Annotated in this window: 16 protein-coding genes; 13 read left to right on the plus strand and 3 right to left on the minus strand. The window is 51.0% G+C overall.

The window, feature by feature from the left end; genetic code table 11:
• The first annotated feature begins 310 nt into the window (after positions 1–310).
• Complete coding sequence (locus Q0L39_RS07370; protein WP_296627986.1) at positions 311–535, plus strand: hypothetical protein; 225 nt, start codon at positions 311–313, stop codon at positions 533–535.
• Positions 536–582: 47 nt separating this feature from the next.
• Here the strand turns inward: Q0L39_RS07370 and Q0L39_RS07375 are convergent, their stop codons facing one another.
• Positions 583–1026, minus strand: coding sequence for a helix-hairpin-helix domain-containing protein (locus Q0L39_RS07375; protein WP_296627988.1), 444 nt, complete (start codon positions 1024–1026; stop codon positions 583–585).
• Positions 1027–1565: 539 nt separating this feature from the next.
• Here Q0L39_RS07375 and Q0L39_RS07380 point away from each other — a divergent pair.
• The 11 genes from Q0L39_RS07380 (at position 1566) to Q0L39_RS07430 (ending at position 11622) form a co-directional block, all read left to right on the plus strand.
• On the plus strand, positions 1566–1880 hold the full coding sequence (locus Q0L39_RS07380; protein WP_296627989.1) for a hypothetical protein: 315 nt from the start codon (positions 1566–1568) through the stop codon (positions 1878–1880).
• The gene (locus Q0L39_RS07385; RefSeq protein WP_296627990.1) at positions 1877–3832 is read left to right on the plus strand and encodes a V-type ATP synthase subunit I; all 1956 of its coding nucleotides are present in this window, start codon (positions 1877–1879) and stop codon (positions 3830–3832) included. The genes Q0L39_RS07380 and Q0L39_RS07385 overlap by 4 nt, the downstream gene beginning before the upstream one ends.
• Positions 3833–3834: 2 nt before the next feature.
• Complete coding sequence (locus Q0L39_RS07390; protein ID WP_296627991.1) at positions 3835–4338, plus strand: V-type ATP synthase subunit K; 504 nt, start codon at positions 3835–3837, stop codon at positions 4336–4338.
• Positions 4339–4397: 59 nt separating this feature from the next.
• Complete coding sequence (locus Q0L39_RS07395) at positions 4398–4994, plus strand: V-type ATP synthase subunit E family protein (protein WP_296627992.1); 597 nt, start codon at positions 4398–4400, stop codon at positions 4992–4994.
• A 36-nt stretch (positions 4995–5030) separates the two neighbouring features.
• Positions 5031–6029, plus strand: coding sequence for a V-type ATP synthase subunit C (locus Q0L39_RS07400; RefSeq protein ID WP_296627995.1), 999 nt, complete (start codon positions 5031–5033; stop codon positions 6027–6029).
• Entirely contained in the window at positions 6022–6345 is a 324-nt protein-coding gene (locus Q0L39_RS07405) for a V-type ATP synthase subunit F (protein WP_296627997.1), read from the plus strand. The genes Q0L39_RS07400 and Q0L39_RS07405 overlap by 8 nt, the downstream gene beginning before the upstream one ends.
• Positions 6346–6462: 117 nt before the next feature.
• Positions 6463–8235, plus strand: coding sequence for a V-type ATP synthase subunit A (locus tag Q0L39_RS07410; RefSeq protein WP_296627998.1), 1773 nt, complete (start codon positions 6463–6465; stop codon positions 8233–8235).
• On the plus strand, positions 8235–9614 hold the full coding sequence (locus Q0L39_RS07415; protein ID WP_296628000.1) for a V-type ATP synthase subunit B: 1380 nt from the start codon (positions 8235–8237) through the stop codon (positions 9612–9614). The genes Q0L39_RS07410 and Q0L39_RS07415 overlap by 1 nt, the downstream gene beginning before the upstream one ends.
• Positions 9615–9627: 13 nt before the next feature.
• On the plus strand, positions 9628–10308 hold the full coding sequence (locus tag Q0L39_RS07420; protein WP_296628001.1) for a V-type ATP synthase subunit D: 681 nt from the start codon (positions 9628–9630) through the stop codon (positions 10306–10308).
• A 252-nt stretch (positions 10309–10560) separates the two neighbouring features.
• Positions 10561–11139, plus strand: a complete 579-nt coding sequence (locus Q0L39_RS07425; protein ID WP_296628003.1) for a DUF3793 family protein — start codon at positions 10561–10563, stop codon at positions 11137–11139.
• A 54-nt stretch (positions 11140–11193) separates the two neighbouring features.
• Positions 11194–11622: a flavodoxin gene (locus Q0L39_RS07430; RefSeq protein WP_296628004.1), complete on the plus strand. Its 429-nt coding sequence runs from the start codon at positions 11194–11196 to the stop codon at positions 11620–11622.
• 154 nt (positions 11623–11776) lie between these two features.
• Here the strand turns inward: Q0L39_RS07430 and Q0L39_RS07435 are convergent, their stop codons facing one another.
• Positions 11777–12946 (minus strand): iron-containing alcohol dehydrogenase, encoded by a 1170-nt coding sequence (locus tag Q0L39_RS07435; RefSeq protein WP_296628005.1) that lies wholly within the window; start codon positions 12944–12946, stop codon positions 11777–11779.
• Positions 12946–13563 (minus strand): hypothetical protein, encoded by a 618-nt coding sequence (locus Q0L39_RS07440; RefSeq protein WP_296628007.1) that lies wholly within the window; start codon positions 13561–13563, stop codon positions 12946–12948. Before Q0L39_RS07440 ends, Q0L39_RS07435 begins: the two co-directional genes overlap by 1 nt.
• 96 nt (positions 13564–13659) lie before the next feature.
• Here Q0L39_RS07440 and Q0L39_RS07445 point away from each other — a divergent pair, with 96 nt between their 5' ends.
• Positions 13660–14043, plus strand: a complete 384-nt coding sequence (locus tag Q0L39_RS07445; protein ID WP_296628008.1) for a hypothetical protein — start codon at positions 13660–13662, stop codon at positions 14041–14043.
• The last annotated feature ends 24 nt before the right edge of the window (positions 14044–14067 follow it).

Below are 14067 nucleotides of genomic sequence, written 5' to 3' on the forward strand. Positions count from 1 at the left end.
GAACTACAGGGCTCGAACCTGTGACCCTCTGCTTGTAAGGCAGATGCTCTCCCAGCTGAGCTAAGCTCCCACATTTTTTGTACGTTTCCTTTGGTTCGTGACCGCCGTTCCCGTGACAACGTAGATTATTATACTACGGCTTTTTTGATTTGTCAACAGTTTTTTTCAAAAAAATCAAAAAATCTTATTCGTGCAAAAAATCCCATGAATATGCGGTTTTACAGCTACACATAATAACAAAACGGGGAGCAAATGCAATTTTTCCCCATTTTTATTTTGATTTATTTTTTGTATAGAAGGAGGCAGCAGCATGAAACAGCATCAACACCATCAGCCGGATTGTGTGTCCAACGACAAATCTCCCCGCAATCTTCTGCCGCCGGAGTTATCCTCCCTGTATCCGCGTATCGACCCCATCACCAATCTGCATCCGCGCTATGCGTCCACTCCATCTGCCAAGCGCTCTCGTGCACTTCCCATCCAGCAGTTTGAACAGCTCCTGGATCAGAAAGATTTAAACTCCATTCAGCTTTAATCTGCAGCCGTCCTGCCCTTTTGGGGCGGGACGGTTCTTTTTTATTCCTATGCTACATAAAACTTTTCACAAAGGCGCTCCAGCGTCACTTCTCCAATTCCCTCTACTTCCAACAGCTGATCCATCGTTTCGATCTTTCCCACCTGGGCACGATAGTCCAGAATGCTCTGCGCCTTCTTCTCTCCGATTCCTTCAACCTCCATCAATGCTTCCTTATCCGCCTGATTGATGTCCATTGGGAATTCACTTTGGAAGGCTTCTATTTTCTGAGGCTGCTCCTGCTGTGTCTGCGGCGAGCTTTCCTGCTTTTGGGGATCGGAGGTTATAACATCTTCTTTCACATTTGTCTGGTCTGTACTGCTGCTTGCCAGACGGGAAACGGTCAGCGGCCAGGGTGAACGCGGCGAAGTTGCCATCACCATCATAACTAAAATCAGGGCGGAAACCAGCGCCAACAGACTCATCATTTCTACAATTTGCCGCTCTTTCATACAGGTTTCTTCCTCCTCTGTCGCTTTTGTAAAAATATTATAGTGTATTTTTGTCTTTTCGTCTATCTTTTGGTTGTAAAGTGTTGTATGATAGATATGGGCAATTTATAAATTCTCCTATCACAAAATAACGACCAGATTCCTTTAAACACGCCATTTTCCGCCCTTATTTTAGTTTATATTCTCAGGTTATAATATAAGTTTTGTGGAAAAATATTTGTTATAAAATAATGACTATCAGTCATTTTGTTATGCTTTCGCATAAAACTTTCCGGAAATTTTTCCATAAATCTTATTGACAATGTACAATCATTTAGATTATGATATAGTAGAAGAAATTTTATTTCTTTTTGCAACTAGCAAATCATAACATTTTGTAACATGATTTGCTGATTGCAAGCGGAAAGAATAAGGTTTGTGAGGGGTTTCAATTCGTTATTTTTTCCACAAACATTTCGCGAAAAGCGCTTGGCTACGCCATTTTTTCCAATGTGTCATCCGCGTTTCGCAGGTCAAAATAAAAAGGGTGGTGACAAAATTTGTTAGATGTACTCAGCAAAGTCAAGCAGGCCGAGGATGCTGCACAGCAACTTCTCGGTGAAGCCCAGCAAAAAGCCGTCGCAATTCGCGCCGATGCTCAAAAGCAGGGCAAAACAATCCTTGACAATGCCAAATCCGATGCTGCCAGACTCTCCGAGGACATCGTCTCTCGTGCCCGCAGTGATGCGCAAACCTGGCTTGAGAACTCAAAATCGGCTTCCGAAAATGAGTGCAAGGCAATGGCACAACGATCCAAAGAGAAACTGACCGCAGCGGCAAACCTCATTGCAGAGAGGATTGTGAACACATTATGATTTTAAAAATGCAGAAACTGACTCTCATCGGGTTTCTGGCAGAAAAGGAAGCAATTCTGCAGGATCTGATGAAGAAGAAGTGCGTCCAGATCGAGGGACCGGAAAACATCCGCGACTATGACAGCATCGCTCAGATGACCGTTGCGGGTGTGGCTCAGACCTATGAGCTGGAGCAGGAGCTTGCACAGTTCACCTCTGCTATCCGCGCTGTTTCTCCTTATGAAGAAAACGGCGGGATGTTCGCCAAAAAAGACGTGGCAGACTTTTCGGCCATGCTCGACAAGAGCCTTTACAAAGAGGCAGTACAGCTTCGCGACGAAGTAAACGGCATTGTCAAACAGATCGCCGAACAGAAAAATGCAGGCGCCCGTGCCCAGCTGCAAATTGCTGCGTTGGAGCCGTGGAAGGACCTCGATCTTGATTTGTCTGTGACTCAAACCAGATCGTGCTCTGTGCTGTATCTGACAGCCGGTGCAGATGTCAACCTCGAAGAGCTGCAAAAACAGCTGGAGGAGGCAACCCCACTGTGCTATCTGCACAAGGTCAGCTCCTCAGCCGAGGCATCGTGTCTGATCCTGATTTATCACAAACAGGTCCATGACGCTGTGATGGGTGTTGTCAAGGGATTCAACACCAACCGTCCGGACTTTGCTTCCTTTAAGGGCAGTGCGGCGGAAAACATCTCTTCCCTGAAAAACAAAATGGAAGCCTGCAGCAAAGAGGCTCAGCGCCTGACCGAACAGCTCAAGGTCGCTGCCAAATCCTCCAAGCTGCTCAAAACCGGCTTCGACATGGTGACCCTGCAGATCGACGACCAGAAGGTTCGGGAGAATATCTTCCAGACCCAGAGTGTCTTTGCTCTGACCGGATGGATCACCGAAAATGATGCCAACAAGGTAAAGAAAGTATTGGACAAGTACAGCTGCTATTACACACTCGAGCAGCCGCAGGAGGGCGAAGATCCTCCGGTCAAGCTCAAGAACAGCAAGTTTGTCAAACCTTACGAGCTGATCACCGAGATGTACTCGCTGCCAACACCGGACGGCATTGACCCAACGCCGATGCTGACTCCATTCTTTATCGTATTCTTTGGCATGATGCTGGCAGATGCAGGTTATGGTCTTGTTATCTTCCTGCTGTGCCTGATTGGACTGAAAAAGCTCAAACCGGACGAAGGCTTTTTGAAGAGCGCCATGCAAATCGGTGTGTCCTGCGGTCTTTCGACCATCTTCTGGGGCATCATCTACGGCGGCTACTTCGGCAACCTGGTCACTCAGGTGGCTGAAAGCTGGTTTGGCAAAACCGTCACCGTTCCACTGGTTCTTGACCCGCTCAACGACCCAATGTCGGTTATGATCCTCTCCTTTGTTCTGGGTGCTATCCACCTGTTCACCGGTATGGGAATCAAAATCTACATGATGGCAAAACGTGGTCATCTGCTGGACGGTCTGATGGACATCGGCCTGTGGTATGTTCTGCTGGTCGGTCTGCCAATGCTTGCCCTGCCTGCAACAGCAGGTGTCGGCAAAGTTCTTTCGATTGTCGGTGCTGCAGGACTGATCCTGACCCAGGGCCGCCACGAAAAGAACATCTTCATGAAGCTGATCAAAGGCGTCATGAGCCTGTACGATATCACCAGCTATCTTTCGGACGTTCTGTCCTATGCCCGTATCCTGGCGCTGGGACTTGCCGGCGGTGTTATCGCAAACGTTATCAACATCATGGGCACCATGCCAGGATTCAATATCATCGGCATCATCGCCTTTGTGCTGATCTTCCTGGGCGGTTCCGCTTTCAACCTTGCCATCAGCGGTCTGGGAGCTTATGTACACACCTCCCGTCTGCAATACGTCGAGTTCTTCGGAAAATTCTACGAAGCCGGCGGCAAGCCTTTCAAGCCTTTCAAGGCTAACACAAAATATACTCTTATCTCTGACAAGGAGGACAAATAATCATGGAAGCAACAACTTTTTCTCAGTTCTTTTTCTCTGGTAACTTTTTAGCAGTATTGGGTGCAGCTCTGGCTGTAGGTCTTGGCGGTATCGGTTCCGCTAAAGGTGTAGGTATCGCTGGTGAGGCTGCTGCAGGACTGATCGCTGAAGATCCTGACAAATTCGGTCAGACCCTGATTCTTCAGGCTCTTCCAGGTACACAGGGTATTTACGGCTTCCTGGTTGGTATCATGGTAATGCTCAACTGCGGATTCCTCGGCGGTTCTGCTGCTCTGACCTCTTCCCAGGGTCTGTACGTTCTGGCTGCTTGCCTGCCATGTGCTCTGACCGGTCTGGTTTCCGGTATCCATCAGGGTCGTGTATCCGCTGCTGGTATCAACGTTGTTGCTAAGAGACCTAACGAGGTTTCCAAAGCAATGATCTACGCAGCTATGGTTGAGACCTACGCAATTCTCGGCCTGCTGATCTCCGTACTGCTCGTTATCAACGTTGGCAACGTTGCTTAATCCATACCGGAACATTTCACTGTTGTGGAACAAAAACTTTGAAATCGAGGTGAAACCGGTTGAACAATATTGAAAGCATTGTTAAGAAGATCGCTGACGATGCTCGTGCACAGGCTGACCAGAAGGTTGCCGAAGCACAGCAGGAAGCAAAACAGATCCTCAGCGATTATCAGGCACAGGCTGACAAAGTCACACAGGATGCGCAGGCACAGGCACAGAAAGAGGCTGCTACCATCGCTGAACGTGTGGAATCCCAGTCCGGTCTGATCCGCAGAAACATGATGCTGCAGTACAAGCGCGATGCCATTGAACAGGCATTCCAGAAAGCACTTGAACAGCTGTGCGCACAGGATGCCGACAAGCAGGTAGAACTGCTTTCCGGCGCTGCGGTCAGATACATGACTGCTGATGCAACCGTCATCTTAAACGAGCACGACAAGGCCGCTTTTGGTGACAAGCTGGTCGATGCAATCGCTAAAAAGCTTGCAGCAGCAAACAAAAACTACAACGTTTCTCTGGCAGAGACTGCCGGCAACATCCACGGCGGCATGATCCTTGCCGAAGGAAAGATCGAAACCAACCTCTCTTACGAGATCCTTGTCAAGAATGTCCGCGATGAGCTGGAAGGCGACGTCGCTAAAATTCTGACCGAATAATCATCCAGGATCATCGCAAGTAAGGAGGTGCATGGTTTGAAAAAAATAAAAGATACCGAGTATCTTTATCTGTCTGCCAATATCCGCGCACAGGAGACCCGCATGGTCGGTACACAGGCCCTGCACAAGATGGTGTCGGCTTCTTCCGCTGAGGAAGCCTACAAGACGGTCACCGATGCCGGCATTGGTGCAGACTATGATTACAGGGATTTCGAATCTGCTCTGACCCAGGAGCTTGCCTCCACCTACGAACGTCTGGAAAAGTCATCGCCTAATCCGGAGATGTTCAAGATTTTCCGCTATAAATACGACGGCCACAATCTCAAGACGCTCATCAAGGCGCATGCATCGGGTGCTTCTGCCGAGGGACTGCTGATCCCGCTGGGAACTGTCGATGAAAAGACACTGCGCACCGGTCTGCGCGACGGCGATTTCGGCGCGCTGGAACCTGTTCTGGCGCAGGCTGCCATCAAGGCAAGAGATTCCCTGGCAAAGGTCAACGACCCGCAGATGGTGGATGTCATCATCGACCGTGCTGTGCTGGAGTGCATGTCCGCTCAGGCCAAGCAGTACAAGAGCAAATTCCTGACCCGACTGGTGGATGCCAACATTGATATTGCGAACATCCGTTCCTTTATCCGTATCAAGCGCATTGGACAGGATCTTCACTTCCTCAAGGAAGTGCTTGCCCAGGGCGGCAGCATCCCCGTTGACCGTTACTTTGACCTGTTCCTGAAGAGCTTTGACGACTTCTTCGACATGCTCGACACCACCCCTTATGGTCCGGCTCTCTCCGGCGCATACGAGGCGATCCGCAGCAAAGGAACACTGTCAAACTTTGAAAAGCTGTGCGACAACTTCATGGTAGGCGTGCTCAAAGAGTCCCGATTCATCCCGTTTGGCATCGAACCGGTTCTGTCCTACCTGGTTGCCAAAGAGAACGAAGCGCAGGCCATCCGTATCGTTATGGCCTCCAAAATTGCCGGCGTGGCACCGGACAAAATCACGGAAAGGCTGAGGGAAACTTATGCGTAAAAAGATTGCAGTTGTCGGCGACAAAGGCAGCGTCCTCGGCTTTAAGTCGGTCGGTTTTGAGGTGTTCATGGCAAACACCCAGCAGGAAATCTCGGACACCATGACCCAGCTGTGCAAGAGCGGTGACTATGGCATCATCTTTATCACAGAACAGGCCTATGTCCAGATTCCAAAGATCATCGACGAGTACAAGGAAATCCCAACTCCGGCGATCATCCCGATCCCGGGCAAGGATGGCAGCCTTGGCATCGGCATCAAAAATGTCAAGAAAAACGTCGAGCGAGCTGTTGGCGCTGACATTCTGTTTAACGACTAATTTCAATCCGCCGGTTTTTGTGCCGGCAGAAGGATTTGTTTTTTCCCGCTGCTTGCTCTGCGCGGGAACCACAGAAACTGTATTCTGTGGAGACTGATTTAAAAGTAGGTGAAAATATTGAGCCAAGGCAAAATTGTTAAGGTTGCCGGTCCGCTGATCGTTGCTGAAAACATGCGTGACGCCAATATGGGTGACGTAGTTCGTGTTGGCAAGCAGAAACTGATCGGTGAAATCATCGAAATGAGAGATGACAAGGCATCCATTCAGGTTTATGAGGAAACCGCCGGCATCGGTCCTGGCGACCTTGTAGAGTCCACCGGTTTCCCTCTGTCTGTTGAGCTGGCTCCAGGCGTACTGACCAGTATCTTTGACGGTATTCAGCGTCCTCTGACCAAGATCAGAGAGCTGACCGGAAGCAACATCACCAGAGGTATCGACGTTACCTCTCTGGACCATGAGAAAAAATGGGACTTTGTTGCAACTGCCAAGGTAGGCGACCATGTTGTCATGGGCGACGTCCTCGGTACCGTTCAGGAGACTTCCATTGTTACCCACAAGGTTATGCTTCCAAAGGGTGCTGACGGCGAGATCGTTGAGATCTATTCCGGCAGCTTCAACATCACCGAAACCATCGCTAAGGTAAAAGATAAAGACGGCAACATCCACGATGTCTGCATGCTGCAGAGATGGCCTGTACGTGTACAGCGTCCATACGCTGAAAAGCTCTCTCCAGACATCCCGATGATCACCGGTCAGCGTGTCATCGACACCCTGTTCCCAATCTCCAAAGGCGGTACCGCTGCTGTTCCAGGACCATTCGGTTCCGGTAAGACCGTTGTACAGCATCAGCTGGCAAAATGGTCGGACGTAGACATCGTTGTTTACATCGGCTGCGGCGAGCGCGGCAACGAGATGACCGACGTACTGAACGAGTTCCCAGAACTGAAGGACCCAAAATCGGGCGAATCCCTGATGTTCCGTACCGTTCTGATTGCAAACACCTCGGATATGCCAGTAGCTGCTCGTGAGGCTTCCATCTACACTGGTATCACCATCGCAGAGTACTACCGCGACATGGGTTACTCGGTTGCAATCATGGCTGACTCCACCTCCCGTTGGGCAGAGGCTCTGCGTGAGATGTCCGGTCGACTCGAGGAGATGCCTGGTGAGGAAGGTTACCCTGCTTACCTGACATCCCGTCTGGCACAGTTCTATGAGCGTGCTGGCCGCGTTATCTGCAAAGGCTCCGACGGCCGTGAAGGTTCCCTGACCGCTATCGGCGCTGTATCCCCTGCAGGCGGCGATAACTCCGACCCTGTTGTACAGGCTACCCTGCGTATTGTAAAGGTATTCTGGGGTCTGGATTCCGCTCTTGCTTACAAACGTCACTTCCCAGCAATCAACTGGCTGACTTCCTACTCCCTGTACATGGATCAGATCGGCGAATGGATGGACAAAAACATCTCCGACGAGTGGTCCGGCCTGCATCATGACGCAATGCTTCTGCTGCAGCAGGAATCCGAGCTGGAAGAAATTGTTAAGCTGGTTGGTTACGATTCGCTGTCCGCTCCAGACCGTCTGACACTGGAAGCTGCCCGTTCCGTCCGTGAGGACTACCTGCAGCAGAACGCGTTCGACGATGCGGACACCTATACCTCCAATGCAAAACAGTATCGGATGCTCAAGATGATCCTGACCTTTGCAAAAGAGTGCAAGAATGCCCTCAACAGCGGCGTCAAAGTAGAAAAACTGTTCTCCCTGCCGGTATCTGAAAAGATCGCCCGTGCAAAATATGTTCCAGAGGATCAGTTTGAAGCTTACTATCAGGACGTTTTAGCGGAAATCGAAGCATCCCTTGCGAAAATTGTATCTGAGGAGGTATCTGCATAATGTTAAAAGAATACCGCACCATAAGAGAAGTCGCAGGTCCTCTGATGATGGTCTCCGGCGTAGAAGGTGTCACCTACGATGAGCTGGGTGAGATCGAACTGCCAAGCGGCGAGATCCGCCGCTGCAAGGTTCTGGAAGTAGACGGCGGCAACGCTGTTGTTCAGCTGTTCGAAAACTCCGCAGGTATCAACCTGCGCGACAGCAAGGTTCGTTTCTTCGGTCACGGACTGCAGCTGCCGGTATCCGAAGACATGCTCGGCCGTGTCTTCTCCGGCATGGGCCGTCCAATCGACGGTGGTCCGGAAATCATTCCTGACAAGAGAATCGATATCAACGGCGTTCCTATGAACCCAGCTGCCCGCGTATATCCTAACGAGTTCATCCAGACCGGTATCTCCGCAATCGACGGTCTGAACACTCTGGTTCGTGGTCAGAAGCTGCCTATCTTCTCCGGTTCCGGTCTGCCGCATGCAAAACTGGCTGCACAGATCGCCCGTCAGGCAAAGGTACTCAACGCAAACGATAAGTTCGCAGTAGTATTCGCTGCTATCGGTATCACCTTCGAAGAGGCTGACTTCTTCATCAAGGACTTTACCAAGACCGGCGCAATCGACCGTACCGTCATGTTCATGAACCTGGCAAACGACCCTGCGATCGAGCGTATTTCTACTCCTCGTATGGCACTGACCGCTGCTGAGTATCTCGCATTCGAGAAGGACATGCACGTTCTGGTCATCCTGACCGATATCACCAACTACGCAGAGGCTCTTCGTGAGGTTTCTGCTGCTCGTAAAGAGGTTCCTGGCCGTCGTGGTTACCCAGGTTACCTTTACACCGACCTTGCTACTCTGTATGAAAGAGCTGGAAGAAAGATGGGTTCCGAAGGTTCCATCACCATGATTCCAATTCTTTCCATGCCAGAGGACGACAAGACCCATCCAATCCCTGACTTGACCGGATACATCACCGAGGGCCAGATCATCCTGTCCCGTGAGCTGTACCGCAAGAATATTGCTCCGCCAATCGACGTACTGCCATCTCTGTCCCGTCTGAAGGATAAAGGTATCGGCGTCGGCAAGACCCGTGAGGACCACTCCGGCACCCTCAACCAGCTGTTTGCTGCTTACTCCCGTGGTAAAGACGCAAAAGAGCTGATGAGCATTCTGGGTGAAGCTGCTTTGTCCGAGACCGACCTGCTGTACGCAAAATTTGCGGATGAATTTGAAAAACGCTATGTTTCCCAGGGTTATTACACCAACCGTTCCATCGAGGAAACCCTCGACATCGGTTGGGAGCTGCTGTCCATCCTGCCGGTAACCGAGCTCAAACGTATCAAGCCAGAGATGATTGAAAAATACCTTCCGAAAAAAGACAACTAAGGAGGGGTAAAGAATGGCATTGATTAACGTCAACCCCACCCGTATGGAGATGACCCGCCTGAAAAAACGTCTTGCAACCTCCATCCGCGGCCACAAGCTGCTCAAGGACAAACGAGACGACCTGATGAAAAAGTTTCTTGATCTGATCCGTCGGAACAAGGAGCTTCGCGAACAGGTAGAACAGGAGATCAGCGACATCTACGGCGGTTTTGTGGTTGCAAGCGCGGTCATGAGCCCACAGATGCTGGAGGAAGCACTGATGCTGCCAAAACAGAGCATTGACCTGGAAGTTGGCGAGCGCAACGTCATGAGTGTCACGGTACCTTCGTTCGAATTTATCGCGTCGGAAAATTCGGACAGCGACATCTACTCCTACGGTTTTGTCGCAACCTCCGGTGAACTGGACGACTCGGTCGCTGCTGTCAAAAATGTTCTGCCGCATCTGCTGGAACTGGCACAGATCGAAAAAAGCGCACAGATGATCGCAGAAGAGATCGAACGTACCCGCCGCCGTGTAAACGCGCTGGAGTATGTACAGATCCCTGACCTGCAGGAAACCATCAAGTACATCAAGATGAAGCTGGATGAAAACGAACGTGGAAACCTGGCACGTCTGATGAAGATTAAAGATATGATGGTAGAACAGGCGCTGGAAGCAAAACGCGAAAACAGCACCAATACTTTAAGTTCATAATCCTTTTTGAGAGGTTCTCCGATATGATCGGAGAACCTCTTTTTTTTGCTCATTCAAAAACACATGGATGTTTACAATAAATTAGCTTTTGCTAACTCAAATCTATTGACAAACCAATACAAAAATGGTATTCTATTGATGCAGGTTAGCAATAGCTAATCAACAACACTGCTGATCCTTTGGGAGGAAGATTTCTCCCCTTTCTTTTTCCTCAAAGGTTAGCAAAAACTAACCAAGATAAGGAGTGTTCCCGTGTTTGCTTTTGAAAAGGCTCTGGTTTCCCATTGTTCTCCAACACTCAGCGGCATTAAGCCCGCCAATCTGCTTTCCCTTTCAAAAGCAGATTACCCACAGCTGCCAACGCTGATCGACCAATACAGCCAGCTGTTATCTTCCAAGGACATTGCCCTCACCATCGTCTGTGCCTGCGGACAGCGCTGGCTGCTGCTGGTGTATCGCAGACAGATGCTGACCGAGCAGCTGCAGAACCCGCAGATTCGCTCCCTGCTAAAAACAGAGGGCTATCCGGTGTCAGAGGACGCCACGCTGGAACAGCTGATTGCCTATCTGAGCAAACGGCTGCGTTCCTCGGAGGGATTCCCGCACGAGATCGGCGTTTTCCTCGGCTATCCGCTGGAGGATGTCATCGACTTTCGCCGCTACAAAGGCGAAGGCTGCAAGCTGTGCGGCTATTGGAAGGTCTACCACGACGTCGAAGCTGCCAAACGATGCTTTGCCATGTTTGACCGCTGCCGTGCCGTTCTGGTGTCCCGCCTGATGGCAGGCACTCCTTTTTCCCAGCTTGTCTGCCCTGCTGCACAAGCTGCCTGATGGTCTATCCGTTTACCATTTATCATACCTATTTGATTCCAGGAGGTTTCTTTTATGCGTAAAATTGCTGTTATCTATTGGTCCGGAACCGGCAACACCCAGATGATGGCTGAAGCTGTCACCGAAGGTGCCAAAGGCGCCGGCGCCGATGTTTCCCTGTTCAACGTTTCCCAGATCAGCGCTGCCGATGCTGCAAGTTATGAAGCCCTCGCACTGGGCTGTCCTGCTATGGGCGGCGAGGTGCTGGAGGAAAGCGAATTCGAGCCGTTCTTTACCGAGCTGGAATCCAAACTCTCGGGCAAAAAGGTCGCTCTGTTCGGTTCCTACGGCTGGGGCGACGGTCAGTGGATGCGTGACTGGCAGGAGCGAACCGCTCTGGCAGGCGCAGACATCGTATCCGGCGAAGGCTTGATGCTCAACGAAACACCGGACAGCACCGGCCTGGAACAGTGCCGCGAGCTGGGCAAACTGCTTGCCGAATAATGATTCTGTCACTTTCTTCTTTTTTTAGATTCCCCTATTCCTGAGAAAACAGAACCCCACTGTTTTCTCATCTCTCTTATCAAAAATCCCCCCAACAAACAAAGAGCTTTCCTTTACAGGAAAGCTCTTTGTTTGTTCTCTTTTATTTATCAATTTACAGCGCACGTTCAAGGATGTACAGAACATCCTCCTTACCCGCCGGCTTTGGATTGGTCAGCAGAGCACCGTCGTCCATCGCCGCCTGCACCACTGCGCGCAGATCTTTTCTGGTCACACCCGCCTCCCGCAGATTGGACGGAATCTCACATTTCTGATGGAGATGGATCAGCGTGTCCTCAATCGCTTCGATCAGCTTTTCTCCGCGCTGTCTGTCCGGAATCTGCGCGTAATATTCGGGACCGCAGAAGTCGCACAGCAGCCGTCCATAGTCGTGTCCCACGACATCCATCTGCCAGCGCATCACATGTGGCAGCATGATTCCCACAGCCTCCGCGTGAGGCAGCTGGCAGGCTGCTCCCAGCGCGTGAGCGATGGCATGGCAAAGTCCCACCATCGAATTGGAAAACGCCATACCGGCCATTGTAGAGGCGCAGGCCATCATCATACGATGTTCCTCGTTCTTCGGCTCCCGCACTGCGGCAATCAGATGCTGTCCGATCATCCGAACGGCGCTGGACGCATAGGCGTCCGACAACGGATTTTTCTGCAGCCCAGTATAAGCTTCGACGGCGTGGGTCAGCGCATCCATTCCGCTGGACGCGGTCAGTCGAGGCGGCAGCTTTTCGGTGCAGCGCGGGTCCAGAATGGCAACATCGGGCAAAAATCGGTCGGAAACAATCTCCTGCTTGATCTTGGTCCGGTCATCCTGTACTACCGCTACACCGGTACACTCCGACCCTGTGCCGGAGGTGGTCGGCACCATGATAAACGGAATCTCTTTTCTTCCAGGAATCACCCATTCGCTGCCCAGCATCTGCCGCAGATTTTTGTTTTCTCCCGACAGCATCACCCGAACTGCCTTGGCAGTATCCAGCACCGAACCGCCGCCGATGGCAAGGATGCTGTCACAGCCTTCCTGACGCACACGAGTGGTGATTTCATCGACCAGTGCAAAGGAGGAATCCTTCGGCACATCGGTGCGCACCAGCGCTTTCAGACGTCCGCCGATCATCTCCAGCACACCCTGTTCCACCATGGTTCTGCTGATAAGCACAAACGGCTTGGTCGCTCCCAGACGCATCAGCTCATAGGGGATATTTTCCAGTGCATGATGTCCGCACAAAATTTTGACGGGATTATAAAATTCAAAATATTCCGGCAGCATCACAAAACCTCTTTTCCATCCTGCAATGTATATTCCTCTTTCTTGGCATACAACAGCTGCAGCCAGATTCGCCAGCGCGGATTGGGCAGCTGTTCCTGCAGCAGACGAAGCCGCCTTGCCATCCTCTTTGGCAGCAGGTAGGCTTCCACCCGCTCGATACACCGCACAAACTGCATCGCTCTGGCGATCTCTCCGTGAATCATCAGGTCATGGCGGGCATAGGCCTGTGCAATGGAAATCTGACCGGTAATCATCCTCCAGCCAGCCTCCACGCTTTTAAAGCGAATCTCCAGCATGCGGCTCGGGTCGGTGGTTCCTGCCGAAAAATGTCTTGCCACCGACGGCGGCGCCAGCGGAATCCGATTGCAAACTGCTGCAAATGACTCCCGTACACGGTACAATCCTGTGCTGCGGTTTTGCAGGATGATGGGATGGCGTGCACCCAATACTCCCATCACCAGCACAAAATCCTCCGGCATCGCATCAAATTCTACCTGTACCAGCGGGTCCAGGCGACGGCAGATGCGCAAGCCTCTCGCCAGAAAAGAGAGCACCGTCTGGACGACCTTCTTCTGGAAGGCTCTTGTCTGCAAAATTTTTTCCCTGATTTCCTGCATGTTTCCTCCCGTTTCCTTTGTTGTTCTTCTAAATCTTCCTGCCATCTGCATAAGATACGGTATCCGTTTTACGACCTGAATGGCAGGAGGTAGCCTATGAAAAACGAATCTGCATCTTTAAAACATCACTTTTTTACCCTGAAGCCGTCAAAGCTGTTATTGCTGGCTGTCGTCGTTGCCGTGATTTTCCTGCTTGCTCGCCCTTCCGAGGATAACTCCGGCTTTATTGGCAGCTGGTACTGTCCCGAACAGACCTTGCTGCTGGAAATTGACGAGTCTCAGATCACCATCAACGACTTCTGTTTCCCTTATGAGCTTTGTTCTCCCATCCAGACCTCCCCTGACCGCCAGCATCCACAGGGATTTGTCATCGCCGCCGGCTCGATGGGCACGTTGGCCGGCAAGCTTTTTTTGGAGGATGGACAGCTGTACGTCGAAATCGACGGCAATACAAAAGTTTTTATGAGATCAGAAAGCTGACCCTTTATTCTGCGTTCAGAACAG

This window comes from uncultured Negativibacillus sp., assembly GCF_944388365.1.
GTDB lineage: Bacteria > Bacillota > Clostridia > Oscillospirales > Ruminococcaceae > Negativibacillus.

Coding starts and splice junctions, on each gene's coding strand:
- Q0L39_RS07440 (WP_296628007.1), bottom strand. CDS start 13,563: ATGCAGGAAATCAGGGAAAAAATTTTGCAGACAAGAGCCTTCCAGAAG.
- Q0L39_RS07430 (WP_296628004.1), top strand. CDS start 11,194: ATGCGTAAAATTGCTGTTATCTATTGGTCCGGAACCGGCAACACCCAG.
- Q0L39_RS07415 (WP_296628000.1), top strand. CDS start 8,235: ATGTTAAAAGAATACCGCACCATAAGAGAAGTCGCAGGTCCTCTGATG.
- Q0L39_RS07445 (WP_296628008.1), top strand. CDS start 13,660: ATGAAAAACGAATCTGCATCTTTAAAACATCACTTTTTTACCCTGAAG.
- Q0L39_RS07385 (WP_296627990.1), top strand. CDS start 1,877: ATGATTTTAAAAATGCAGAAACTGACTCTCATCGGGTTTCTGGCAGAA.
- Q0L39_RS07390 (WP_296627991.1), top strand. CDS start 3,835: ATGGAAGCAACAACTTTTTCTCAGTTCTTTTTCTCTGGTAACTTTTTA.
- Q0L39_RS07435 (WP_296628005.1), bottom strand. CDS start 12,946: ATGCTGCCGGAATATTTTGAATTTTATAATCCCGTCAAAATTTTGTGC.
- Q0L39_RS07405 (WP_296627997.1), top strand. CDS start 6,022: ATGCGTAAAAAGATTGCAGTTGTCGGCGACAAAGGCAGCGTCCTCGGC.
- Q0L39_RS07420 (WP_296628001.1), top strand. CDS start 9,628: ATGGCATTGATTAACGTCAACCCCACCCGTATGGAGATGACCCGCCTG.
- Q0L39_RS07375 (WP_296627988.1), bottom strand. CDS start 1,026: ATGAAAGAGCGGCAAATTGTAGAAATGATGAGTCTGTTGGCGCTGGTT.
- Q0L39_RS07370 (WP_296627986.1), top strand. CDS start 311: ATGAAACAGCATCAACACCATCAGCCGGATTGTGTGTCCAACGACAAA.